Here is a 24,811-nt window from a genome sequence, read left to right as displayed (position 1 = left end):
CGCCGGCAAGTTGCGGGCTGCCGTCGAGCGCGTCTTCGAGCGCGCCGGCTTCACCTGCGACACGTCTCCGTCATGGACGCGAGCAAGCGGTCCTCCCACTCCAACGCCTACTTCGTCGGCTTCGGCCGGACCAAACGGATAGTCCTGTTCGATACGCTCGTCGACCAGATGGGGCTCGCCGAGATCGAGGCAGTCCTCGCACACGAGCTCGCCCACTGGAAAAACGCCACGTCTGGAAGGGATTCACCGCCGGGCTTGTGCGAATCGGAGCGATGCTCACCATCCTCTGGTACCTGCTCGAGGCACCGTGGCTCTACGAGCTGTTCGCACTGCCGGAAACCACCTACGTCGGCCTCGTAATGGGTGCGCTCTGGCTCCAGCCGGTAGCCATACCCACCAGCCCGCTCGAGAACAGACTTTCGCTGGCCCACGAGCGCGAGGCCGACACCTTCGCAACCGCCGTGATGGCGGACGGCGAGCCGCTGGTCGACGCGCTCTGCCGGCTCACGAGCGAACACCTCGCGAACCCCTTCCCGCATCCGTTGTACGCCACCTTCCGCGACACGCACCCGCCGATTCCCGACCGGATTCGGTACATCCGTGAGATCAGCGGGACCGATGGCTCGAGCGAGACATCGCCTCCGGGCGCGAGCGGCGCTGATTGACCGTCCCGATGATTTCGAGAACCGCGTCCCCGCACCGGTCGTCTGCACCGAGTAGTTGGTAGAGATCGCTGTCCGATCGCGGTCGTCATCCGGCACTGTGGGCGATCGATCGACGGGTCAACCTCAGGGGTCGTATTCGGAACAGGAGACAAGCAATAACAAACCTATTTATAATTTCCAATAGACATATTTTAATACCATTACCAATAATGTGGGAACGGACTACATGCAATTAGGAGATATCGACTTCGATGAAAACGTGGGTGAACAGCTCTCTCGAGCGACTCGAATACCGGAGGAAGAAGACGATCCGTTCGAAGCCATTCAGAGTGCGAAGGCTCGCCGAGAAACACATCACAAAACCCCCCCAGTGGTTACCTTCGACCCGGATGAAGACGCGCTTGACGGCAATCCCTTCAGGCCACCCCAGGGGACCGTCATGCTCTTTTGGGGCGCGACCGGAACCGATCTGATCGACGACATCGAAACCGCGATCGTCAAGGACGACCTCGACGCGTTCTCGGAGGTCGGCGAGATGCTACTCGAAAACGAGGAGCTCTTGTCCCGGGAGTTACCGACTCCGCACGAGGGTGTCGAGAAGGCACTCGAGGCACCGGCGATCTTCGATTTCAGTTACGGGTCGCGTGAACTCGGCAGAAACCTCGCACTCAGAGAGCTCCCGCTGGGGGCGATGACGTTTCCGTACACCGGTGGTGAACTCGATCCGGACGAGTTCACCATTCGGGAGTGTCCGTGCGGACCCGACTGTCCACCATCGCCGCCGTGGCCGGACGATTTCCCCTGGCCTGACGGTCCAGACGGTCCGTTCCCACCGAACGGGTTCTACGATTACCTGGTCGTCGCATCGCCGCCGGAAATGAGTGATATCGAACGGCGAGCGATGGAGACCATCCCGTCGGACGTCGACGAGGCAAACATCCTCCCTAACGGACCGGTGAGTGACGCCGTTCTGGTAGCGGCCGTGGTGGTCGCGGTAGCCGTTGCTACGTCCACGTCGCCGGGGGTCCACGAGGATTTGCGGGAAGTCAGTCTGCCCGACGATACGGTCAACCAACTCGGGAGCAGGGCCGCGGTCGGTGAGTTACTGGACATGCGCCGGGAGGTCCTGCACGAGCACGGGTTCGCGTGAGATGACCGCGACTGGTAGCTGGACCGTGATCGCTCTCGGGACTGTGTTGAGCGTGTGGCTCGTCGCCACGGTGATCAACTCCACTCCGTGGGGGTTTCGAAAGCTCGGCGGGCGTGAAGTCCACCATTTCATTCCCCGGTGGAACTTTTTCGCACCGGACCCGGGTGTAGCGGACTATCATCTCCTCTACCGCGATACGTTCGTCGACGGCGGAGTCGGACCGTGGCAGGAGGTTTCTAGATTCCACGAGCCGCGAGACGTAACAGCCCCCATCTGGCACCCGGACAAGCACGGCAAGAAGGCGCTGTTCGATTTGACACAGGAGCTACTGCGGTCCCAACCCGAGACCGAAAGCGAGTACGACGCGGAATCATCCGACGAACGCGAACTGACGCCCGTCCGATCCGACGCGATCAAACTCACGACGGCGTACATCGTACTTCTGAACTACGTGTCATCCGTCCAGCGGTCCGAAATGAGCGTGGCGACGCAGTTTCTGATCATGCGAGAAGCCGGTGTCGACGGGACACTAGAGCCGATATTCACGTCCGACTACCATACAGTATGACGACGGCGCTGTTCTCAACTAGCGAAACGGTTCTGCGAGCGATCACTGTCCTCGCCAGTGGGTACGTCGTCCTGTCGTCGGCCGAGTATCTCGCGGCTCGGGACCGACTGCAGGACGACGACATTCTGAGTTGGAAGGTCTCGAAACAGCGACCGGTATTTTCGTACCCGTTCGTTTCGCACGTATCGGACGCGATATTTCCGTACCCTCGGTTTCTGGGCCTGCTAGCCAGCAGATTACTCCTGGGCGCGTTCGCAGGGATCCTCGCACTCTCTGGCACGCAGTCGCCCATTTTGTTGGCTGGCATCGTCGCCACGACGTTCGCCATTTCGTTTCGGCATCCGTACGGACTCGAAGGCGGGTTCCAGATGTCGTTCATCGTTTTCAGCGCGCTGTTTATCGCGAGTCTGTTTCCCGAGGGAAGCATCGAACGGGATCTCGCCATCCTGTTCATCGCTGCACAGGCCATCCTCTCCTATCTCGTCGCGGGAGTGAGCAAAGCGAGTTCCGATATCTGGCGAGATGGGGGCGCTCTGACCGGCATTTTCGGAACGTCTATCTACGGCCACCAGTGGGTGTACGAGCGGTTGCAGGACTACCCACAACTCGGTACTGTCGGTTGTTGGGCGACGATCGCGTTCGAATGTCTGTTTCCATCGGTTCTCCTTGCACCGTCTGAATACGTATTCGCGTTCCTGCTCCTCGGGTTCTCGTTCCACGTTGGAGCGGCGATTTTCATGGGCCTAAACGGATTCATCCTTCCGTTCGTCGCGACGTATCCGGCGATAATATATGCGAATCGATTCGTTGGCGTCCTCTCGTAACCGTCTTTCCGCCGAGAATCGGTCGAACCCGTTCCATCCGTAGTAGGCGACGTTCCACCACATGCACCCGTCGATTCCCGACCGGATCCGGTACGTTCGGGCGGTCATCGAGCTTCAAGATTCGAGCGGGATACTACCTCGAAGACGGCCAACGCCGGTGGCGAGAGGACGTATTTCGGTCTCGGCGACGGAAGACTCCGTCATGACGACGGACGAATCCTACGTGCGGCGCGCGATCGAGCTCTCGGAGTCGGCGGTCGAGCACGGCAACACGCCCTTCGGCTCGCTGCTCGTCGTCGACGACGAGGTGATCCGGACGGCCGAGAACACGACCCTCACCGACGACGACATCGCTGCCCACCCCGAGCTCGAGCTGGCTCGCTGGACCGCGAGCGAACTCGAGCCGGCCGAACGGGAATCGTGTACCATGTACACCAGCACCGAACCGTGCCCGATGTGTGCGAGCGCGATCGTCTACGCGGGTCTCGGGCGGGTCGTCTACAGCGTCTCCGTCGACTCGCTCGCGTCCCTGCGGAACGATGGCGTGATCGAAATTCCCTGCGAGGAGGTCGTCGACCGAGCCGGTGGGTCGACAACCGTGGAGGGGCCGGTGCTCGAGGACGAGGGGCTCGCGGTCCACGAGGCGTACTTTCAGTAGCCGAGCGGGTGCGGAGACGGTCCGCCATGTGATCGCTGTCAGGCACCGTTGGCACTCCGCTGTGACCCCGTTTCAGTCGGTACTGATCCCGCTGGTTCCCGCGGTCGGTCGAGACTTCGCAGCGGAGATCGCGTCGAATTCGTTCGTTCGCAGGTCCGACGGGGAGCACCGTTCCCAGACAGGGTGCCCCTCGTCCGGCGGTAGGTCTGCCGAGGCGACGACCGCCGTGGTTCAGCAGTCGGAATCGCTCTCGTCGCTGCCGTCCTCGGTGTCGTCGTCCGGTTCCGTTTCGTCCCGATCGTCGCCCTCTCGTCCCTCGCCCCGGTCGTCAGACGCACGCAACGCGATGAGCTCGGTGGGCCTATCGGCTTTGTATAACTTGAAATACAGCGTGTTCTCGTCGACACCGGCGAGCGCGTGGGGCGTGCCGTCGAACTCCCAGTTCCACTTCTCCGTCCCGCTCTCGAGGTCGAATCCGACGATCGAACTCTCGGAGGTGCGGGTAGCTATCAGGGTATCACCGGCGATGAGCGGCGGGAAATAATATATGTCGGAGGCGGTCCAGCTATCATCGGTGCCGTACGTGGAGACGGTGATGGGGCCGCTACTGGGGCGGAACGTGTCGTGGGTCACTCGGACGTCGGCCGTTGCGGCTCTCGTGGAATTCGACGTCAGGACGGTTTCACCCGTCTCGGAATCGAGGACGGTCTCCTCTAACCCGTCCGGCATATTCTGCACGCAGACGAACGCGTCGGTCGCGATGATCTTTATGAAAGCGCCGTCCTCGAGCACGACACCCCATTGCTTCTCGCCCGTCTTCGCATCGAGTGCGGTGACTCCACCGTTCCACTGGAGGCCGGGTTTCGAACCGCTTCCTTTGAATTCGCCGCCGCCCGTTATCGCGTAGACCGATCCGTTCGCGACGGCGACCGGTGCCGATTTGAACCCCACCGGGGCGGGATCGGCCGTTTCCCGGTTCTCCTGTCTCGCTTCGACCTGTTTGCGTTTCCACTGGATCGACCCGTCCTCGCCGTCGAGTGCGTACAGGGTCGCGTCGGCGTTGAAGCGGGTCCCGCCAGTGACGACGTAGATCTCCCCGTCGGCAGCGGTCGCGTTGGAAATCCACTGCTCGGAATCGAACTCGCGAACCCACTGGAGCGAGCCGTCCTCGGTGTCGAACGCCGTGACGCGATCCACGCCGCTGACGTAGACCGTTCCGTCGGCGACCGTCGGCCGCTGTCTCCCGGTTACTTCGGTCTTCCACTCGAGCGTCCCGTCGTCGGTGGAAGCCACGCGGAGTTCGGTCTGCTCGTAGTCGGTCGATTCGAACTCCCCTACGATGTAGATTCGCCCGTCGACGACGGCGATATCGCCGTCGTTGCTGACGCCGTATAAGGTGTCGGACCGCCATGCGATGGTGTTCGGTTCCGGGAACCCATCGTCCAGCGGCAGATAGCGGGAGTTCGCGGCGTTCCCGTGAACCGAGGACCAACCGGGCGGATCGCCAGTCGCAACTCCTTCCGTGGACGCGTCCTCCTCGGCGACCGTCGACCCGACGGCGGCGAGTATTCCGGTGGTCGAAAGCGCTGCGCCAGTCGCGAGGACCGAACGGCGATTCCAGTCTGGCATACCGGTGGCAGCGTCTGCCGGCGATAATATTATCGTTCGAATATATCCGAATTGTGAATTTTACAACTATTCTTCGTAGTAGCGTCTGTCAGGGCGTCGTGACGATAGCGTCCCGACGAGCCGATCAGCTCGATCACGCGTCTCGACGATCACCCCCTCGAAAACTGAACGGTCGAGCCTGAAACCGACGTTCTCGTGCCGGTTGTCAGTGGACCGAAGACCGCGTCGGCGAGCGAACTCAGCGCGGGGCAGTCGCCGTCTCGCCCCGGAGCACCGCCCGATAGCGCTCGCCCGCCGAATCGTCGGCTGCGAGCGCGTCGCGGATCGTCGACGAGATCCACGCTCGGCCGTCGCCGCCGTCCGCGCCGTCGGCCACCGCGCCGTCGAACCCGTCCGTTCGTAGGTCGGGTGGAAGGAACCGCTCGTAGACCGGGAGCCGCTCGCCCAGCGGCAAGCCCGCCGAGGCGGCGATCTCCTCGAGTTCGCGCAGCGCCGGCCACGTGTAGTCGGGATTGATGTGGTCGTCGGTGACCGGCGAGACGCCGCCCAGATCGTCGACGCCGCAGTCGATCAGATCCGCGGCGGGGGCGAGGTTCGGCGGCACCTGCACGGACACCTCCTCGGGGAGGGCGACGCGGGCCATCGCAGTCACCTGCCGCATCGTCGCGAGATCGGGCGAGCCATCCGACCAGCGCTCGTTGTCGACGACGGGCTGGACGATCACCTCCTGGATGTGGTCGTAGCGCTCGTGAAGCGCGCGGATCGCCAGCAGGCTCTCCGCGCGGTCGCGCCACTTCTCGCCGATGCCGACGAGGATCCCGGTCGTGAAGGCGACGTCCAGTTCGCCCGCGTTCTGCAGGGTCCGCAGCCGCTGGCCGGGCACCTTCCGTCGTGGACCGGCGTGGGCCCCGACTTCCGCGGTCGTCTCGAGCATCACGCCCATGCTGGCGTTGACGTCCGCGACGGTCGCCATCTGCTCGCGGGTCTGGTCGCCCGGGTTCGCGTGGGGGAGCAACCCCTCCTCGAGCGCCACCTCGCAGGCCTCGCGCAGGTAGCTGTGGATCGAGTCGTGCCCCCACGCCGCGAGCTGGTCGTGAATCTCGGTGTAGCGGTCGTCCGGATCGTCGCCGAAGGTGAATAGCGCCTCCGTACAGCCCGCGTCGGCCCCGCGCCGGCAGATCTCGCGAACCTCCTCGAGCGAGAGCAGGGAGGCCTGCCCCGGCGGGTCGAAGTAGGTGCAGTAGGTACAGGTGTAGCGACAGGCCGTGGTGAGCGGCACGAACACGTTGCGCGAGAACGTCAGCGCCGGAGGCGCGTCGACGTCGTTCGGGCTGACCTGGAGGAGTTCCTCGACGGCCTCGTCGTCGACCGCGATGTCGACACCGTACTCGCTCGCCCCGGGGAACATTACCTCTGGATGTCGTCGCTCGGCACATAAGGGCTTCACTTCGTCGCGGGCAACCCGGCCGATGTCGGACTACTCTGCCGCGCAGTCCTCGTTGCGAACGATATCGACCCGCCCATCCCGTTCGTCGAGTGCGAAGCCGAACTCTCGCAGACACGCCGGCGCACGGTTGCTCTCGCGCCCGTGAACGATCACTTCGACGAGATCCGCCGGCTCGTCCACGTCGGTCGCCAGTCGGAACGAGTCGACCGTCTCGAGGGTGGCACCGATCTCGCGAGCGGTCTCACGGTGGTCCAGGTAGGAGGTTCCGTGGTAATCCACGCGGAACTCGGGGTGGCGGACGACGAGGGCGTTCGTTCCGCTCCCCCGTCCCGGCGCGACCGCAACGTCGGCCGTCGACGTCAAGAGTCGTTCGAGCGCATCCGGCGTCGCCAGCGCAAGGTCCGCCATGACGACGGCGACGGGAGCGGGCTCGTCCGTGGTCGTTTCCGCGTCGCCCCCCGGAAGCCGCGCGTTGACCGCCTCCGTCAGCGGGCGGTCGTCGGCGGTGACCGACGCCGACGCAGCGACCTCGCCCGGAAGCTCGAGGCCCGCGAGGTCGAGCGGCGCGGTCGAGACGACCGTCGGTTCGTGGCCCGCTTCGACGACGGCACGCAGGACGTCCGCGAGCATGGCGCGGGCGAACGCCGACCGCTCGGCCGGCGTGAGCACTGACTCGAGTCGAGTCTTCGGCGTCTCGGCGGCGAACGGAACGACGACGCGCATCTGAATCTAATTACGGTACTCCGGGCGCGTTCAAAAGTACGTCGGAGTCGCGTGCGATCGGACGCCGTCCCGCGATCGCAGGCGGTCTCGCGCCCCCCGACACGAGTGCGGCCGCTCGCGCCGTGAAATCCCGAACGAAGGGGAGCCTAGAAGAGCGGCTCGAGCTCGTCCTCGTCGTCCTCGACGAGTTCCTCGAGGTTCTCTTCGCTCTCCTGCTGGATGTCGTCGATGTTGTCCTGTGCCTCGATCGCGACCTGCTGGAGGCGCTTGATCCGCGGGACGTTCGTCACGCCCGACAGCAGGATCGCCGCGGCCACTTCGGGCTCCTCTCGCGGGAAGTCGCCACCGCGGACTTCCATGCTGCCCGTTTCCTCCTCGAGCCACTTGCGGCCGCGCTCGATGCCTTTCCGGTTGAGATACTCCGAGGGACCGGAGAGCACGAGCAGGGCGCGCTCGGTGCCTTCGATCTCACAGGGAAGCGTGAGTCGGCCGAGCGCGGCCTTGCGGACGAGGCTCGTGATGCGATTGGTCGTGTTCGCGGCGTCGAGGTCGTCGTCGGAACCGCCGCTTTCGCCGGTAAACCGGGAGAGTAGTCCGCCGCTGGTGTTCAGTTCGACCTCCTCGCTCGCGAAGCCGACGGTCGAGACACCACCGCCGGAGAGCGTATTGATGATCTCGGAAGAGTCGACGACGCTTTCGGCGACTTCCTGTCCGTCACCGACCTCGCCCGCGCCGAAGAGGATGCCGAACCGCCGGACGATCTCCTCGTTGATCTGGTCGTAGCCGCCCTCGACGGACTCGCCGGTCTGTCGCCAAGAGTCGTTGTCGAAGACCATCAGGTTGTCCACTTCGCGGACGAACGTCTGGAACGAGCGGGCCGCGTTGAGCGTGTAGATCCCGCCCTCGTCCGTACCCGGCAGGACGCCGAGTCCGTAGACGGGGATCGTGTAGATTCGCTTGAGGTGTTTCGCGAGGACGGGCGCGCCGCCCGACCCGGTGCCGCCGCCCATCCCGGAAACGATGAGGAAGGCGTCGACCTCGTGGGTCGGGATCGAGTCGATGGCGTTCTGGACCTCGTCGATGTCCTCTTCGGCGACTTCCGCGCCGAGTTCGTTGTCAGCACCCACGCCGTGGCCCTTTACTCGGGCCTGGCCGATGAGTACGCGATTCTCCTGAGGAATATTGTCGAGGCCGATGAGGTCCGCTTTCGCGGAGTTGACAGCGATCGCTGCCCGGACGATTCCGCCGTTCGTCCGATCGTCGTAATCGAGGAATCGATCGACGATTTTGCCACCGGCCTGTCCGAATCCGATCATCGCCAGCTTCATTGTTTGTCAGGGGGCTCCGTTGGATTGGTAACAGTGCGATGGAGGATATAAGTCTTGTGCTAAACTGACTTTCCGTCTTAATTTAGTATTATCGTTGATCGAGAGTTTGAAGGGGTCTACGACCCGTTTTGCCCCAGTGAAACTGTTTTTCACTCCGTTTGATTATATTTTCATAGTACGTTTTCCACGAAGTGAGGTGGTACGCGTGGGTCGCTTCCACAGCGATTATCCGGCCGTTTCTGCCGGTTTCTTTCGCGGACTGGTCCCCTCGAGTCCGAGGTACGATCCGAGCGTCACGAACGCTGCGGGGTCGCACCCGAACGCGGTCGCGTCGTTGTCCGCGACGGTGTTGTCGAACTCGAGCGAGCGCGCCTGATCGAGGCCAAACGGCACGAACGGCAGGGAATCGGCGGCGGAGAGCCCGAGTTTCGCCAGTCCCATCGGGATCGAGAGGACCGTCACGTCTCTCCCCTCGGCCGCGTAGACCAGCTCCGTCACGTCCGCGAGCGTGGCGACCTGGGGCCCGGCGAGTTCGTACGTTTCGCCGATGTGGGACGCGTCTTCGAGCGCGTCGGTCAGCATCGGGACGAGGTCGCCGATCCAGATGGGCTGGAACCGCGTCTGTCCGCCCCCCGGAAGCCCCGTTACGTAGGGCGTCGTCAGGGTTTTCGTAAACTCGAGGAACTCCGCACCATCGCCGAAGACGACGGACGGACGGACGATCGTCCACTCGAGGGTCGACTCCCTGACGACCGTTTCAGCCTCCCCCTTGGCGCGGATGTAGGCAGTGGCACCGTCCGGGTCGGCTCCGAGCGCACTCATCTGGAGGAATCTGTCGACGTCACCCTCCTCGGCGGCCCGGACGAGGTTCTCGGTACCGCCGAGGTGGACTTCCTCGTGACTCGTCCCCGCGGGCGGTTTGTACAGCGGCGAGAGCGAGACGAGGTTGACGACGGCGTCGTGCTCGGCCACCGTCTCGACGATCGAATCGTACGCACTGACGTCGCCGATCGCCGACTCGACACCCGCCGGTAGCTCCGCTTTGGTCGGCGACCGAGAGAGCGCCGTCACCTCGTGATCGCGCTCGGCCAGTTCCGCACACAGGTTCGTCCCGATGAAGCCGGTACCGCCAGCGACGAGGATCTTCATACGCGGAACATGACTCCGCAACGATAAATAGTGGGCGGCTACCCTGTAAGGGCCGCTCGCGGCTCTCGACAGATTGTAGTACCCGTCACGACGAGGTGCGACCATGCTCGTCACGCTCGAGGGGTTGGACGGCAGCGGCAAGACGACGGTCTGGGAGGCCCTACACGACCGGTACCCCGACGCCGTGTTCACGCGCGAGCCCACGAACGATTCGTGGTACGGCGACGCCGTCTACCGCTCGATCGAGGACGACGACGCCGATCCGCTGGCGGAGCTGTTCCTCTACACCGCAGACCACGCCGATCACCTCTCGCGGCTGATCGAACCGGCCCTCGAGCGGGGCGACCTCGTGATCTCCGACCGCTACTCCGACTCCCGCTTCGCCTATCAGGGTGCGTCCCTCGAGTCGGCCACGGGCCACGACATCGACGATCCGCTCGAGTACGTCGTCGACGTCCACCGTCCGTTCTCGATCGAGCCGGACCTGACGATCTACCTCGACGTCGACCCCGAGACCGCCGCGACCCGCGCGGGAACGACGAACAAGTTCGAGCGGGCCGAGTACCTCTCGTCGGTTCGCGAGAACTACGAGCGGCTGATCGAGCGCGACCCCGACCGGTTCGTCCGCGTCGACGCGACCGCGTCGCCGAAGGCGGTACTCGAGGCCGTGGCGGACGCACTGGCCGCGCGGGTGTCGGACCGTCGGTGATCGATGGCCCGACGCCGCACGTCGGCTTCGGGCAAAGGCTTTAGTCGTGGCAGAGTGTACCACACCTCCGATGGTCCACGCGTTCATCATGGTGAAGACGGCCGCCGGAAAGTCCGAGGGGCTGCTCGCTGAGATCGCCGGCCTCGAATCGGTCACCGACGCCCACATCGTCGCGGGCAACTACGACATCATCGCTGAGATCGACGCACCGGAGGTCTACGACGTGCTCCAGACCGTCTCTTCGGGTCTACAGGGGCTCGGTGGCGTCACCGATACGAAGACGTACATCGCGATGGCGTAGCGACTAGCTGCGGATTCCTGCGGCCGTCAGTGCGGCGTTTATCGCCTCTTCTTCCGGAACCGTCGTCGTCCGAGTCACGCGTCCGTTCGATCTGGACACACGGTAACTCGGGGCAAACTTATTCACTGGGGCCGGCGTACGCCTCTGCATGCGGTTCGTGATTATCGGGGCCGGACGGGTCGGTCTGCGCACAGCACGCGTCTTGCGTGACGAAGGCCACGAGGTGACGATCGTCGAACGCGACGAGCCGACGCTCAGACGCGCTCGCGATCAGGAGTTCACCACCGTCGAGGGCGACGGCTCGCGCGAAACGGTCCTCGAGGAGGCCGGCGTCACCGAGGCCGACGCCGTCGGTGCGCTCACGGGTGACCTCAACGTCAACTTCACGGCGTGTATGATCGCCAACCACTACGACTGTCGGACGGTCATGCGGATCGACGAGTCCTACCGCGAGGGGATCTACCGCAAGTACGCCGATCAGGTCGACGAGGTCATCTACCCCGAACGGCTCGGCGCGATCGGCGCGAAAAACGCCCTCCTGGGCGGCACGATCCGCGCGATCGCCGACATCGCCCCGTACCTGCAGGTCGTCGAACTCACGATCACCGACGCGGCCCCCGTCAACGGGTACACGATCAGCGAACTGCACCTGCCCGCCGACGCGACCCTCCTCGCTTTCGGGAAGGGCGAGGGCCACCTCGAGATCCCGACCGAGGATCTTTCGATCGAGGACGGCGACCGGCTCGTCGTCCTCGCGGACTTCGACGTCCTGAGTCAGGTGCGCCAGCTCCTGGTCGGCGAGTCGCCGACCCGAGCGGCCGCAAACGCAGGGTCGGGCTCGAGTTCGGCGGCGGAGCTATTGGACTCCGAGGCGGACTCGGACTCGAGACCGGATCGGGAGTCCGAATCCGACACTGGAGGTGTCAACTGATGGTTACAGCGTTCATCATGATCAAGGCGAACACGGGTGAGGCGGATCGACTCAAAGACAGCATCGAATCCATCGACGGCGTTCAGTCGGCCCACATCGTCGCGGGCGACGTCGACCTCATCGCGAAGACCGAGGTCGAGACGCCGGCCGAGGTAAAGGAGATCGCGGCCACTCGCATCCAGGCCATCGAGGGCATCGAGGACACGCAAACGTACATCGCGATGGACTAGTGCCGAAATTTTGCTCTGCGGGCGCGGCGAAGCCGCGCCCTCGGCAAAATTTCGATCAAAAGCACTCCTCGCTCCCGTTGGTCGCTCGTCGGCCCGAGCGCGACGCGCTCGGTGAACAGCGTCACTCGGGTTCTCCGAACCGCTCGCTCGCTGAGACAACACTTGATGATCGGTTCACGATCAACACGCTCGCTCCCATCAGTTGCTCGCAGTGAGTGTGTTCGTCCTATCAGACGAGTTACCTACTTCGATGGCCGGGAGCGGGGCTCGAGCAGACGTGAGAGCCCCGCGACTCGGGGAAGGGCAGGCGACTCACCGTCACTCGCCGCGAGTGAACGGATGCGCGGCGCGAAGCGCCGCGGGAAGGCGAACGGCAGTGCCGTGAGCCAGTGAGCGAGCGGGCCGACGACTGACCCGGAACGGTGTGAAGGGGAAGGAGGAGTGCTTTTGATCGAAATTTTACCGAGGGACGCCGCGCTGTGTGGCGAAGCCACCAGCGCGGCAGACCGCAGAGTAAAATTTCGGTTTACAGCGGCATGCCGCCACTGGTTCCGTTTCTGTCGCCGTCTGCAGCCTGCTGCCCTCTGTTCTGGGCGTTCTCGAGCAGCGTTGCCGCCTCGCCGCGGTACTCGTAGCCCGGGATGATCCCCTGTGCGAATGTCCCTTCGACGAACTCGATGAGGGCTTTGGCGTCGTCGACGCCCTCGCCGGCGTCCCAGGCGGTGTACTCGAGTCGAACTCGGACCTCGCCGGCGTCCCGGTCGACGACGGGGTCGTCGTGCGTGTCCGTGCGCGCGACGGTAAACACGTCACGCAGTCGCCGCTCGAGCGTCTCGAACCAACCCTCTTCGACGACGTCGGCGACGACCTCGTCGGCGACGGCCGCGTCGAGCGTCGGGAGGAAGACGGTGATGCGAAAGCGGCCGTCGCGCTTTCCGTCGGCGTCGTCGGCCGTCACGGTCGTTTCGAAGACGGTCGTCGTGAGGCGGTAGCCGTCGTCGCGCCGGGCGAACGCGTCGTGAGAGTCGAGTTCGCGTGCGACGGCGTCGGGAAGGTCGGTCATTGTCGACACCACGAGCGTGGCGGAAAAGGGTGTTACGCTGTTCGGTCGGCTGGAAGCCGATTCGTACGAACCCGTTACACCGCGAAAATCGCGAGACTGCGTCGGGACCGTTTCATGTGGGAAGTACCGTGTTTCTCCCCAAAACGGCCTGCATTACTACAAGGGAAACCTGCCTCTAGTGGTGGCATGAGTCTGGACAGACACGCTGCGGAACGCCGTCGCTTCGCTCGCCTCCTCGGAACCGACGGCGAGCAGGGATCCGGCCTGCCCATCGGCGGGCGGGATGCCGACGGCGAGGAAGACGATCGGGCTGCGGACGACCGCGACATCGACCGCTCGAGCGACGACGCGACTACGAAATCTCGCGGCTGCTGAGGAACGAATCGAGCGCCGTCGCGACCTCTTCGAAGTCTTTGACCGTCAGCCCGTCAGTGGTGACGAAGACGCCCTCGCTGTCGTTGGTTACGCGGATGAGGAAGCCGTTGTCGAAGACGCGAATCGTGTAGTCGTACGCGCCGAGTTCCGACCCTTCGTAGGCGGTCTGGGTGGTCTTGAACCCGCGCCACTCGTGGCCGATGAACGTCGAGAGGTCGGCGTCGCGCTCCAGGTCCTCGCGGAGGTAGACCTGCTCGAAGTCGTCGCGCGTGAAGTAGGTGACCGAACGGAGGCTGTCGCCGATGGCCGTTCGACAGGTTGCGACGATCTGCTCCGCTGCCTCTGACGTGAGTATCCCGGTCGGCATAGTGAAACAGTCGAACCCCGTGACCTTAACGACGTGGGCTAGTTACAGCGAGCTGCAATCGTCACCGGTCACGACTGCTCCCGGCCGCCGTCGCAGCCGCGGTCGAAGCGGCCGTCGAGCGAGAGCTTACACCTGGTCGATCGCCCGATCGAGGTCCGCGATCACGTCGTCGACGTCTTCGATCCCCACCGACAGGCGCACGAGGTCGTCGGTCACGCCGCTGGCCAGCTTCTCCTCCTCGGTGAGCTGCTGGTGGGTCGTGCTCGCGGGGTGGATGATCAGCGTCTTCGCGTCGCCGACGTTCGCGAGCAGACTCGAGAGCTCCACCTCGTTGCAGACCGTCTCCGCGGCGTCGTACCCACCCTCGAGTCCGAAGGTGATCATGCCGCCGTAGCCGCCCTCGAGGTACTCGCTCGCTTCCTCGTGGGTCTCGTGGCTCTCGAGGCCGGGGTAGTTGACCCACTCGACGGCCGAGTGATCCGCGAGGAACTCCGCGACGGCCATGGCGTTCTCGCAGTGTTTCTCCATTCGCAGCGGGAGCGACTCGAGTTTCTGCAGGGTCACCCAGGCGTCGAAGGGGGACTGCTGGTTGCCCAGATCCCGCAGCCCGCGGGTTCGGGCGACGGCCGAGAAGGCGGCGTCGCCGAACGCCTCGGCGAAGTTGATCCCGTGGTAGGCCGGATTCGGCTCGGCGATCTCGGGGTAGTCCCCGTCGGCCCAGGGGAACGAGCCGCCGTCGACGAGGATCCCGCCGACCGTCGACCCCGCGCCGTGGATCCACTTGGTCGTCGAGTTCCAGACCAGGTCCGCGCCGTGCTCGAGCGGCCGACAGAGGTACGGCGTGGCGAAGGTGTTGTCGACGAACAACGGTACGTCGTGGTCGTGGGCGATATCCGCGATGCGTTCGATATCCGGCGTCACGAGCGCGGGGTTCCCGATCGTCTCGAGGTGGACGAAGGCGGTGTCGTCGTCGATCGCCGCGTCGTAGGCGTCGTAGTCCAGCGTGTCGACGAATTTCGTCTCGATCCCGCGTTTTTCGACGGTGTGGGTGAGATAGGTGTAGGTCCCGCCGTACAGCGACGACGAGGAGACGATGTTGTCGCCGACCTCCGCGAGGATGAACGTCGCGAGGTCGAACGCGGCCATTCCCGAGGCGGTGGCCAGCGCGCCGACGCCGCCCTCGAGCGTCGCGATGCGCTCCTCGAGCATCGCGTTCGTCGGGTTCATAATCCGCGAGTAGATGTTGCCCGCTTCCTCGAGCCCGAACAGTGCGGCGGCGTGGTCGGTGTCGTCGAACTCGTAGGACGTCGTCTGGTACAGCGGCGGTGCGCGGGCACCCGTGGCCGAATCTGGTTCCTGGCCGGCGTGGATGCTGTTCGTGGCGAATCTGTGTCCCTCAGAGTCCGAGTCGTCACTCATACCCGGCTCATTGCAGGCGGTCTAAGTAAAACCACTAGAAGATTCCGTTCGGATAGGAACACCGTCGATCGGTGACTGGCTGGCGATCCGGGACGGAGCGAGCCGCTCTCTCAGAGCCCGAGCACGCTGACGACGCCCAGACTCTCCAGCAGGAGCCAGCAGACGAACGCTGTGTAGAGCACGAGCAGCGACCACGCTTCCCGTCGAGAGAGCCGCATTCCGGTCCGCGAGATCGCGAAGAACGTGATCGTCGCCAGCACCAGAAACCCCATCATCGGGACGATGTGGCCGAAGTCTACCGTCCGCGATCCCGCGATGAGAACGCCGACCGGCACGGCCACGAGCAGGTCGAACGTGTTGCTCCCGAGGACGTTCGCCAGCGTGACTGTCGGCCGGTCGGCCCGCGCAGCCGTGAGACTGACGAACGTATCCGGCAGACTCGAGCCAGCGGCCACGACGGTCATGCCCCAGAGGAACGTGGGCGTCCCGAACGCCGCACCGAGCCCGATCGCTGCGCGGACGAGTGCCTCCACGCCGACGACGATGAACGCCAGTCCGACGACGAACCAGAACCACGCCCGGGCGAGCTCGATCGATGCGTCGGCCGCCTTGTCGGCCTCCGTGGCGTCGAGATACTGGGTAAACAGGTAGAGTCCGTACAGCGCGATCGGAAACAGGGCGAGCGGTCTCGAGACGCTCCCGCCGATTCGGCCGCCGGCCACGTCGGCCGGGTTGTAGATGACCGCCAGCGAGAACGTCAACAACAGCGACGCGACTGCGAGCATGTAAAACAGCGACTCCTTGTAGACCAGTTCGCGCGTCGTGTCGATCCCGCCGCCGACGAGCACCGAGAGCCCCGGAATCACGAGGAGGTTGAATACCGCCGAGCCGACGATCGACCCCACACCGAGTTCGAACTCCTCGTGTATCAGCGTCGCGAGAATGACGCTCGCCAGTTCCGGGGTACTCGAGCCTACGGCCGCGATTACGGCCCCCTGAACGACCGCCGGCAGTCCGTACGCGACCGCGAGTTTGTTCGCCGACTCCTCGAGCCAGCCGCTTCCCTTCCAGACGATCGCCGTCCCGGCGGTTGCCATCAGGAGCAGCGTGGCGACCTCGATCATAGGTGCGGGTTTCCCCGCCGATCGTATAAAACGGGCTATACGAACGCGAGGGCTCGATCGAATTCGTGAGCCGACGAGGCCGGTCGAAGGCTCACCGCGGGTCGCGCCGGGACCGCGCGAGCAGGGCGACCACGAGGGCGGCGAGCGCGACGATCGTGGTTCCGGCCGCGAAGCCGGGGATGGAATCGTCGCGTTCAGTCCCGTCGGCCGATCGCCCGCTCTGGGTCTCGGTGGGTGCGGACCCGTCATCGGTGACAGTGAGCGTCCCCGCCTCGAGGGACGGTGCGATACGGTCGCCGCCGTCCGCGTCGGCCTGCATCCCGGTCACCTCGAGCGCCGTCGAGCCGGCGTCGGTCCCGTGTACCTCGACCGTCGCGAGCGTGACGTCGGTCGCACCCGCCGTCACTTCGTCGGTGAGATCCGCGGCCTCGACGGTCACCGACTGCCCGTCGTCGCTCACGTGGGGAGGGGTCGTCTTCCCGTACGTGTCGGGGTACGCGGCGTCCGAGATGGTCGCGTCGTCGGTCGACAGCTCGAGGGTGAGCTTGAAGCCGGCGAGTCCGTTCGGCGCGTCGGTGAGCGCGATCCGGTGGCTCGCCGTCTCCCCGGGTTCGACGGTCGCGTCGGTGACGACGAGGCGGCTCTCGGCCGCCGCCGGGGTCGCCCCAGCGTCGGCACTCGCGCCGCTCGCGGCCATCCCCGGGCTCGCGAGGCCGACAGCCAGACCGACCGCGACGCAGACGGCGGCCGTCAGGGCGGTCCGTCGTGGTGGTCGTCCCATCGACCTCACAGCTCGTCGTACAGCTCGGCGACGTCGTCGTAGTCGATGCGGCCGTTGTCGTTGAAGTCGTAGGCGTCGACGTTGAGCGTGACCGAGTCGCTCTCGATGTGTTCGAACAGGACCACCACGTCGTCGTAATCCAGCCGGCCGTTGCCGTTGACGTCCTCGTACAGTCCGTCGCCGTCGACGTCGGTCGGGGGGCGGCCGCCGGAGCCGTCGCCGATCGGTGGCGGTCCGGTAACCACGACACCGGTGTGCGACCGGGTGTCGATCGCGCTCCCGTCGTCGGCGTCCAGCGCGTGGATATCGGCCGTGATATCGGTCGTTCCGGCGCTGATGCCCTCGAGCTCGACGGTCGCCAGCCGGACGTTCGTCGCGCCGGGTTGGATCTCGTCGTCGAGGTCGGCGAACTGGAACTCGACCGTCGAGCCGTCGGCGCTGATCGTCGGGTCGGCGGCGAGTTCGATCGCGCCGTGGTAGCTCGCGCCCGTGATTTCGGCGACGTCGGTGTGCTCGAGGGAGACGGTGACGCGACCGCCGGCGAGCCCGTCCGGGACCGACGAGAGCGTGAGTTCGGCGGTCCCGGTCGCCTCCTGCCCGACCGCGACGGAGTCGACGGACAGCGACGTCGGCGGCTCGTAGACCCACAGGGCGTCGTTGGGGTACGAGCGGCCGAAGCTCCCCTTGTCCTCACAGAGGAGGACGCGGCCGTCGTCCAGTACCAGCAGGTTGTCCACGTTGATGGGCGCGGCGTCGACGATCGACTCGCGGTCCGTCGCGTCGGGACCGACGACGACCGGCTCGAGCGTCGAGATATCGTAGTCGGACTCGAGTTCGGCCCGGTAGACGACGCCGCCGTCGACCCGGTCCATCCGGATGTCGCCGCTCTCGTCCGCCATGCCGTCGTTGAGTTCCGAGATCCCGACGTAGAGGAAGTCGCCGGGGTCGGCGTCGTCGACCGCGTCGATCCCCTCGGCCTTGCGGAACTCGACGCTCGCACCGACCGCCTTCGCCGCGGCGCGGGTCTCGAGGAAGGGAACCCGACGCAGTTCCTCGTCGACGCCGTCGGGACCGTTCGCCTCGTACTGGCTGGCCCACTCGAGGACCTCCTCGTCGGTGACGTAGTCCCGGTTGCCCCCGATTGCGACCGTTTCGTCGGCTTCGGCGAGCGCGGTCTCGAGGTCCGTCTCCCAGTCGGTCTCGGCGTGGGTCTCGAGGTAGTCGATCTGCGTGATATCGTCGTAGTCGGCGATCCAGGACGCGACCTCGGCGTTGCTCGCGGTGCCGAGGGCGATCCACTCGATCTCGAGGTCGACCTCGGCCGGCGGGTCGTTCTTTGCGGCCGCCTCGTTGGTCACGCGGGCGACGTACAGCGTCCCGCGGACGTCCATCCGATCGTCGTAGCTCGGGATCGGCTCGTCGGCGACGAACTTGTAGAAGCCCTTGTTCGCCCCGTCGGAGGTGAGGTAGACGGTCCGTTCGTCGGGCATGAACCCGGGACACTCGAAGGCGGCCCGGCCCATGGCGTAGTGTTTGACCGGCGTCGGTTCCGCGCTCGCGGGCTCGGTCACCTCGACGATGTAACCGTACCGGTAGCGGTTGGGGTAGCCGTCGCCGATCGGCTCCGTCGTGTTCGTCTCGCCGTCCTGATCGACCGGGTCGGCGCCGAGGTAATAGGCCTGCAGCTCGACGCCGCTGAGGGCCCAGCCCCCCTGCGGATACCAGCTCTCGTCGAACAGCTCGTCCAGCGCATCCGTGATCTCGGTCGGGTTCGGCCGGTTCCAGAACGCCGCCGCGCCTCGGAGACCGACGCCGCTCCCGGCCTCGACGACGTCGCCGACCGTCGCCGATCCCGAAACGCGCGGGTGACTGTAGTCTTCCTCGGCGGACATCGGGGTCCCCCACGGGCTCAGGTCGCCGTAACAGTTGATCCGCGTCCCGCCGATCTCGCGGAACGACTCGCGGTTCTCGAGTTCCATCGCGCCCTCGGGATCGGCGTCCCAGCCGTCGTCGCCGCGGCTGATCGGCGTCCGGCTGATACAGCCCGGACTCGTCTCGTTGTTCGTAAAGAGGTACCCCTCGAGCCCCTCCTCGTCGGTCGGAACGAAGAAGTTCATGTCGGGGTTGTAGCCGACATCGCCGTACTGGCTGCCGACGAACGAGCCGATGTCGGTGCCGTCGGGCGTCTGGGGATGCCCCCATCGCTCCGCGCCGCCGTTGATCTCGTCGCCCTCCTGGACGAGGATCTCGTACTCGCCGCCGGCGACCTGGACCCGGCCCTGGGCCTCGTTCGAGCGCGGCGGCTCGAGTTCGTCGAACTCGTCGTTCCGGCCGTCGAACTCGAACCGGTGGCCGGCGAGGACGCCGACCGCCGCCGTATCGTACGGGCTCGGATTCTCCCGACTCGGATGTTGCAGGCTGAACAGCACTTCCCCGTTCTCGAAGACGAACGGGCCAGTGACCTCCGCCCCGCGGGCCGTCGTCGCGAGTCGATCGAGGCTCCCCCGTACCGTCGGAGCACCCGGCGTGTCCCCGTCGTCTCCACTCGCCGTTCCGACCGCGCCGACGCCGATCGCGGCCGCCGCCGACGTTGCCATCAGCTTCCGCCTGGTAAATTCGACCATGCGATGGGATCGACCATCCGCGTTTTAGTTAGATTTTATAATATTCGTATCGAGACGAATGAACGCCGAGAACTGCTACGGACCGCTCCCGAGCGATCTGAGAGATATGTGTTCTATTGTTCGGTCTATTGTCGTACTGTTCGGTCTATCGGCGTCTCGAGCGGACCGGCGGTCCCCGGTCAGCCGTCCCGTCCGTCCGGAATCGGTCGTTCCACGATCGACCGCTTCGCGTTTCCGCTCCCGTCCTGCTCGGACGGGTCCGTCAGGGGATCGCTGGGCGACAGATTCAGCGGTGGCTCGGCGAGGGCTCGTCGACGACGGTCGGTCCGAGAAAAGCGACGGGAGGAGCGTGGCTGGGGTAGTCCGAAACCGCCGTCCTACTCGAGATCGGCCGTACTGGCCCGCGTTCGGATCTCGTCGGCGCGGTCGCGAACCCACGAACAGTAGCGCTCGATGGTCTCTGGCGTCGTGCCGTAGAACGAGGCGACCCAGTTGACGTCGGCCCACCGGCACGTGACGAGATACGCCGCGAGGGTGTCCTTGCCGGACTGGACGACCTCGGGTGGAACGCCGCGTTCGCCGGTGTTCTCCTCGACGAAGCCGTTGACGTCGAAGTAGACGTCGGCGTAGAGCCGAGCGTCCGCCAGGTCGGCGAAGGCAATCTCGGTGTGGTCGGGCGCCTCGAATCGGTACCGCGGGTCGCCGTCGGCCGCGTCGGTCTCGACGATGCGAACGCCGAGAACGTAGGCGTCGACGACTGATTCGTCGGTGTCGGGGGTAGGTGTGGACTGGGACATATCGAAACGGCCCGGCGGAATCCACTCCTATCGGGACATTGAACCTTCGTATGTGCCGTCTATAGCTCTCGGGATCCGTTCGGATCGATACCGAGACTACTGTGTGCGGCGCGGTGCGGGGCTCACGGGGGTCGTTCCGCCGACTGCTCCGGTTTCGACATCTCGGCCGCGGTCGCCGCCGGAACGACGCTCTCGGGGAGACGGACGGTTGCGGTCGTCCCGCTCTCCCCCGTCTCGAACGAGAGGTCGCCGCCGAGGACCCCGACCGACCACGAGACGACCCACAGTCCGAGCCCGCTGCCGTGTTCCAGGGCCGTCTCCTCGCCGCGCTCGAGGACGGCCAGTTCGTGTGCCGGGATCCCGGGACCGTCGTCGCTGACGGTGAAGACGGCGGTTCGATCGCCGCGTTCCTCGAATCCGACCGTCACGCGGGGCTCGTCGGCGTCGGTGTGAACGAGTCCGTTTTCGACGAGGTTCTCGAAGGCGAGTTCGAACAGTTGCTCGTTCGCCTGCACGGCGAGGTCGTCCGGAACGACCACGTCGACGCGGCCCTCGAGTTCGGTCTCGAGGGCGGCTGCGAGCGAACGGAGCGTGTCACGGGCGGCCAGCGGGGACGGCGACCGGCCGGTCGACTCGATCGCCCGCTCGAAGTCGCGGGCCTTCTCGCTCGTCTCGAGCACGCCGTCGACGTCGTCGTGGATCCCCTCGAGCATGGCCGCGAGTTCGTCGTCGTCGACGCGATCCGCCGCGATACCGAGGTAGCCGCGGACGGCGGTCAGGTCGTTCCGGAGGTTGTGGCGCAACACCCGGTTGAGGATCTCGAGGCGCTGTTCGCGTCGCTGCTGCTCGGTGATGTCCTGGAGGATGACGGTGTGGCCGACGATCCGCCCCGCTTCGTTCCGGAGCCGGGACGTCGACACCGCGAGTTCCCGGTGGTCGTTTCGATCGGCGTCCGTGAGCACCCGCGCGTCCGCGCCGTCGATCGTCAGGCCGGTCGCGTCTGCGAGCGGCGCTCCGAGGATCGCCGACTCCGTGATGTCGAACAGGGATTCCGCCGCCGGATTGCAGTCGACGATCCGCCGATCCGTATCGACGACGAGAAACGGGTTCTCGAGGTCTTCGACCGCGGATTGATCGGCCGTTCGCCGGACGGCGGGGCTGTACGTGAACATGCCACCGCCGACGAACGCGTACGCGTCGAGGACCACGTGGGGCAGGAACATGACCGCAGAGAGGTTGAGCTGTGGGACCGGTCCGATCCCGAAGAGCCAGACGAGCAGGGCGACGCCCGGCGGCAGCGTACTGAGACCCACCGCGAGCGCCTCCGTTCGGTAGAGCGGTCCGTAACTGACGACGGTATCGAACAGGAGCAGCGTCCCCGACGCGGCGAAGACGGTCCCGGTCACGATCGCGAAGAAGGCCCACGCGTTGGGTTCGTAGGAGACCGTCGCCGCGCCGTAGACGGGATCGAGCCGAAGCCCGCTCCAGACGAGTTCGTGCAGCGGATTCGTCAGGACCAGCAGCGTCGTGATCACCGGGACGAGTAGCACCGCTCCGAACCAGGGCGTTCGGACGAGGCTCCCGCGACCGGTGTACTCGAGGCCGAAGGCCAGAAACGGCACGCCGGTCCAGACGATACCGGTCCAGGTCAGGGCCTCGAAGACCCACCGTACCGCGGGATCGAAGACGAGCAGCGATACCCCGTACGAAAAACACCACAGCGCCTGCGCGACGAGCGCGAGCAGCAACCAGTTCGCGCCCGGTTTGCCGCGGTGTTGGCGGAGATAGGAGAGCAAGAGCAGCGTTCCGCCGCCAGCCAGTAGCGACCCGGCCGCCGGCCACGGAACGACTCCCATGCTACGGACGGTACGAGTACAGTGACTTCCGTGTTGTGGCTACACGGGCGCGACCGCGAGCCGATCGCACAGCGTCACATCGTTCGACGCCGCGCTCACTCGAGCAGCGATTCGCCGGTCATCTCGGGGGGCTGGTCGAGGCCGATCGCCTCGAGCATCGTCGGCGCGATGTCGGCGAGCGTCCCGCCCTCGCGAACCGTCCAGCCACTATCGGTGCCGTCGGGAGCGAGATAGACGAGCGGGACCTCGTTGTACGTGTGTGCGGTGTGGGGATCGTCCTCGGTCCCCATGTCGTCGGCGTTGCCGTGGTCCGCGGTGATCAGGACGTGTGCGCCGGCGTCCTCGAGCGCGTCGACGAGCCGACCGAGCTGTGCGTCGACGGCTTCGACGGCCTCGATCGCGGCGTCGTAGTCGCCGGTGTGACCGACCATGTCCGGGTTGGCGTAGTTGAGTACGAGCACGTCGGGGTCGTCCGATTCGATGGTTTCGATCGCCGTGTCCGTGACGTCGGGCGCGCTCATCTCGGGTTGCTGGTCGTAGGTCGGCACGTCGGGACTCTCGACGATCTTCCGAATCTCGCCGTCGAACTCGACTTCGCGGCCGCCGTTGAGGAAGTAGGTGACGTGGGCGTACTTCTCCGACTCCGCGATCCGGAGCTGCGTCCGGCCCGCGTCGGCGAGCACCTCGCCGAGCACCTGTTCCGGCTGGTTCGGCGGGTAGGCCACGGGGAGGTCGAACGTCTTGTCGTACTGCGTCATCATCACGACCTCGGCGTCCGGCGGGCTGGTCTCGAGGGTGTTCGCCCAGTCTTCGGGCCGAATATCGGCGAGCATCCGCGTCAACTGCCGGGCCCGATCGGACCGGAAGTTGAACCAGACGACCGAGTCCCCGTCCTCGAGCGCCGGCTGATCCGCGACCAACGTCGGCTCGACGAACTCGTCAGTCACGTCGCGGTCGTACGATTCTTCGACCGCGTCGACGGCCGAGTCGGCGGTCCACTCCGCGTCTCGATCGACGATCGCGTCGTAGGCTCGCTTCGTCCGCTCCCAGTTCTGGTCGCGGTCCATCGCGTAGTACCGGCCGGTGACGGTTGCCACGTCGCCGGTCCCGTGCTCGGCGATCACGTCTTCGAGCGTTCCGAGGTACTTGCGGCCGCCGGTCGGCGAGGTGTCCCGGCCGTCGGTGATCGCGTGAGTGACGGCTTCGACGTCGCGGTCGGCGGCCAGTTCGATCAGCGCGTGCAGGTGCTCCTGATCCGAGTGCACCCCGCCGTCGCTGACCAGGCCGAGGAAGTGGACGCGGGCGTCGTTCTCCCGCGCTCGGTCGAACGCGCGGTTGATCGCGTCGTTCTCCCGGAAGGAGCCGTCCGCGATCGAATCCGAGATGCGCGTGTACTCCTGGTAGACGACCCGTCCGGCACCGATGTTGAGGTGACCGACCTCGCTGTTGCCCATCTGGCCGTCCGGGAGGCCGACGCGTCGGCCCGCAACCTCGAGTCGGCCGTACGACCCTGCTTCCGAAAGTCGATCGAAGACGGGTGTCTCGGCCGCTTTGACCGCGTCTCTGCCGCCGTCACCGAGTCCCCAGCCGTCGAGGACGATCAGCGCAGCTTCCATACGAATTCGGAACTCGGCGCGCCGTAACTAACTGTCGTTGTTCCGCGTCGGCACGTGTCACTGGTTCCCGTCGACGTCGGGTGACGACGCCGACCCGCCGCCGACGTATCACCGAATAGTCACGTCCGAGGGACGGCCCGGCCGGACGGAGCGACGGGACCGCTTCCCGGAAAACCCGCGGCGTGTTCGTCCCTCGAAGTCGGGTCGTTAGTCGTCGTACCGGTGATCGAACGTCGTCCCGCAGTCGCCACAGACGGTGCCGTTTCCGGGCTTACTCCGCTGCGCGAAAACGGCACCACACTCGTCGCAGATCATGAAGAGACGGTCTTCCGGCGCGGTACCGGCTTCGAATCGAGCGTGAATCCAGGCGTCGGGGTTCCCCTCCTCGTAGAGGGTCACGCCGCCGCTGTTCTGTCGCCAGTTGATCGCACGATCGTCGGGGGTGGTCGCGGCCGTTTCGCGCTCGGTCATCGAGAC

At 65.6% G+C, this 24,811-nt stretch carries 26 protein-coding genes; 11 read left to right on the top strand and 15 right to left on the bottom strand.

What is annotated here, in order from left to right; translation table 11 throughout:
• The first annotated feature begins 72 nt into the window (after positions 1-72).
• The 6 genes from BMX07_RS25510 to BMX07_RS20815 all read left to right on the top strand — a co-directional run bounded on the left by BMX07_RS25510 (position 73) and on the right by BMX07_RS20815 (position 3,865).
• Positions 73-360, top strand: a complete 288-nt coding sequence (locus tag BMX07_RS25510) for a M48 family metalloprotease (protein ID WP_281246988.1) — start codon at positions 73-75, stop codon at positions 358-360.
• Complete coding sequence (locus BMX07_RS25320; RefSeq protein ID WP_281246987.1) at positions 273-665, top strand: M48 family metalloprotease; 393 nt, start codon at positions 273-275, stop codon at positions 663-665. The genes BMX07_RS25510 and BMX07_RS25320 overlap by 88 nt, the downstream gene beginning before the upstream one ends.
• 370 nt (positions 666-1,035) lie before the next feature.
• Positions 1,036-1,815 (top strand): hypothetical protein, encoded by a 780-nt coding sequence (locus BMX07_RS20830; protein ID WP_139210972.1) that lies wholly within the window; start codon positions 1,036-1,038, stop codon positions 1,813-1,815.
• Between the two features lies 1 nt (position 1,816).
• Positions 1,817-2,383: a hypothetical protein gene (locus BMX07_RS20825; protein WP_090621866.1), complete on the top strand. Its 567-nt coding sequence runs from the start codon at positions 1,817-1,819 to the stop codon at positions 2,381-2,383.
• On the top strand, positions 2,380-3,207 hold the full coding sequence (locus tag BMX07_RS20820) for a hypothetical protein (protein WP_090621863.1): 828 nt from the start codon (positions 2,380-2,382) through the stop codon (positions 3,205-3,207). The genes BMX07_RS20825 and BMX07_RS20820 overlap by 4 nt, the downstream gene beginning before the upstream one ends.
• Before the next feature lie 202 nt (positions 3,208-3,409).
• On the top strand, positions 3,410-3,865 hold the full coding sequence (locus BMX07_RS20815; protein WP_090622139.1) for a nucleoside deaminase: 456 nt from the start codon (positions 3,410-3,412) through the stop codon (positions 3,863-3,865).
• A 231-nt stretch (positions 3,866-4,096) separates the two neighbouring features.
• On the opposite strand, the gene BMX07_RS20810 is transcribed toward BMX07_RS20815, so the two are convergent.
• The 5 genes from BMX07_RS20810 to BMX07_RS20790 form a co-directional block, all read right to left on the bottom strand.
• Entirely contained in the window at positions 4,097-5,494 is a 1,398-nt protein-coding gene (locus BMX07_RS20810; protein WP_090621860.1) for a PQQ-binding-like beta-propeller repeat protein, read from the bottom strand.
• Positions 5,495-5,732: 238 nt separating this feature from the next.
• A complete protein-coding gene (gene cofG, locus BMX07_RS20805; RefSeq protein ID WP_090621858.1) occupies positions 5,733-6,902 on the bottom strand; it encodes a 7,8-didemethyl-8-hydroxy-5-deazariboflavin synthase subunit CofG in 1,170 nt (389 codons plus the stop codon).
• Between the two features lie 69 nt (positions 6,903-6,971).
• Positions 6,972-7,664, bottom strand: coding sequence for a 2-phospho-L-lactate guanylyltransferase (gene cofC / locus BMX07_RS20800; protein WP_090621856.1), 693 nt, complete (start codon positions 7,662-7,664; stop codon positions 6,972-6,974).
• 146 nt (positions 7,665-7,810) lie between these two features.
• Entirely contained in the window at positions 7,811-8,992 is a 1,182-nt protein-coding gene (locus BMX07_RS20795; protein ID WP_090621853.1) for a tubulin/FtsZ family protein, read from the bottom strand.
• 225 nt (positions 8,993-9,217) lie between these two features.
• Entirely contained in the window at positions 9,218-10,141 is a 924-nt protein-coding gene (locus tag BMX07_RS20790; protein WP_090621847.1) for a complex I NDUFA9 subunit family protein, read from the bottom strand.
• A gap of 103 nt (positions 10,142-10,244) precedes the next feature.
• Here BMX07_RS20790 and tmk point away from each other — a divergent pair, with 103 nt between their 5' ends.
• The 4 genes from tmk to BMX07_RS20770 all read left to right on the top strand — a co-directional run bounded on the left by tmk (position 10,245) and on the right by BMX07_RS20770 (position 12,312).
• On the top strand, positions 10,245-10,850 hold the full coding sequence (tmk, locus tag BMX07_RS20785; protein ID WP_090621844.1) for a dTMP kinase: 606 nt from the start codon (positions 10,245-10,247) through the stop codon (positions 10,848-10,850).
• Between the two features lie 70 nt (positions 10,851-10,920).
• Positions 10,921-11,151: an Lrp/AsnC family transcriptional regulator gene (locus BMX07_RS20780; RefSeq protein ID WP_090621841.1), complete on the top strand. Its 231-nt coding sequence runs from the start codon at positions 10,921-10,923 to the stop codon at positions 11,149-11,151.
• A 148-nt stretch (positions 11,152-11,299) separates the two neighbouring features.
• Complete coding sequence (locus BMX07_RS20775; RefSeq protein ID WP_090621838.1) at positions 11,300-12,082, top strand: potassium channel family protein; 783 nt, start codon at positions 11,300-11,302, stop codon at positions 12,080-12,082.
• Positions 12,082-12,312, top strand: a complete 231-nt coding sequence (locus BMX07_RS20770) for an Lrp/AsnC family transcriptional regulator (RefSeq protein WP_090621835.1) — start codon at positions 12,082-12,084, stop codon at positions 12,310-12,312. Before BMX07_RS20775 ends, BMX07_RS20770 begins: the two co-directional genes overlap by 1 nt.
• Positions 12,313-12,838: 526 nt before the next feature.
• On the opposite strand, the gene BMX07_RS20765 is transcribed toward BMX07_RS20770, so the two are convergent.
• Entirely contained in the window at positions 12,839-13,375 is a 537-nt protein-coding gene (locus BMX07_RS20765; protein WP_090621832.1) for a DUF5813 family protein, read from the bottom strand.
• Between the two features lie 186 nt (positions 13,376-13,561).
• Between BMX07_RS20765 and BMX07_RS20760 the strand changes: the two genes are divergently transcribed.
• Complete coding sequence (locus tag BMX07_RS20760; protein WP_090621829.1) at positions 13,562-13,750, top strand: hypothetical protein; 189 nt, start codon at positions 13,562-13,564, stop codon at positions 13,748-13,750.
• On the opposite strand, the gene BMX07_RS20755 is transcribed toward BMX07_RS20760, so the two are convergent.
• The 9 genes from BMX07_RS20755 to BMX07_RS20710 form a co-directional block, all read right to left on the bottom strand.
• Complete coding sequence (locus BMX07_RS20755; protein ID WP_090621826.1) at positions 13,728-14,117, bottom strand: DUF7522 family protein; 390 nt, start codon at positions 14,115-14,117, stop codon at positions 13,728-13,730. The two genes, BMX07_RS20760 and BMX07_RS20755, sit on opposite strands and share 23 nt — an antisense overlap.
• Positions 14,118-14,243: 126 nt before the next feature.
• Positions 14,244-15,536, bottom strand: a complete 1,293-nt coding sequence (locus BMX07_RS20750) for an O-acetylhomoserine aminocarboxypropyltransferase/cysteine synthase family protein (protein ID WP_090621823.1) — start codon at positions 15,534-15,536, stop codon at positions 14,244-14,246.
• A gap of 110 nt (positions 15,537-15,646) precedes the next feature.
• Positions 15,647-16,660 carry a sodium:calcium antiporter gene (locus tag BMX07_RS20745; protein WP_090621820.1) on the bottom strand — a complete coding sequence of 338 codons (1,014 nt, stop codon included), beginning with the start codon at positions 16,658-16,660 and terminating at the stop codon, positions 15,647-15,649.
• Positions 16,661-16,751: 91 nt separating this feature from the next.
• Positions 16,752-17,441 carry a hypothetical protein gene (locus BMX07_RS20740; RefSeq protein WP_175480228.1) on the bottom strand — a complete coding sequence of 230 codons (690 nt, stop codon included), beginning with the start codon at positions 17,439-17,441 and terminating at the stop codon, positions 16,752-16,754.
• Between the two features lie 5 nt (positions 17,442-17,446).
• Complete coding sequence (locus BMX07_RS20735; protein ID WP_090621818.1) at positions 17,447-20,065, bottom strand: alkaline phosphatase PhoX; 2,619 nt, start codon at positions 20,063-20,065, stop codon at positions 17,447-17,449.
• A gap of 377 nt (positions 20,066-20,442) precedes the next feature.
• The gene (locus BMX07_RS20725; RefSeq protein WP_090621813.1) at positions 20,443-20,862 is read right to left on the bottom strand and encodes a hypothetical protein; all 420 of its coding nucleotides are present in this window, start codon (positions 20,860-20,862) and stop codon (positions 20,443-20,445) included.
• A gap of 122 nt (positions 20,863-20,984) precedes the next feature.
• The gene (locus BMX07_RS20720; RefSeq protein ID WP_090621810.1) at positions 20,985-22,718 is read right to left on the bottom strand and encodes a histidine kinase N-terminal 7TM domain-containing protein; all 1,734 of its coding nucleotides are present in this window, start codon (positions 22,716-22,718) and stop codon (positions 20,985-20,987) included.
• A gap of 95 nt (positions 22,719-22,813) precedes the next feature.
• Positions 22,814-24,334 carry a 2,3-bisphosphoglycerate-independent phosphoglycerate mutase gene (gene gpmI, locus BMX07_RS20715; RefSeq protein WP_090621807.1) on the bottom strand — a complete coding sequence of 507 codons (1,521 nt, stop codon included), beginning with the start codon at positions 24,332-24,334 and terminating at the stop codon, positions 22,814-22,816.
• Positions 24,335-24,541: 207 nt separating this feature from the next.
• A complete protein-coding gene (locus BMX07_RS20710; protein WP_090621804.1) occupies positions 24,542-24,805 on the bottom strand; it encodes a hypothetical protein in 264 nt (87 codons plus the stop codon).
• Positions 24,806-24,811: the final 6 nt, after the last annotated feature.

The sequence above is a fragment of the Natrinema salaciae genome, from assembly GCF_900110865.1.
GTDB lineage: Archaea > Halobacteriota > Halobacteria > Halobacteriales > Natrialbaceae > Natrinema > Natrinema salaciae.
This window is presented reverse-complemented; position numbering and strand designations above follow the sequence as displayed.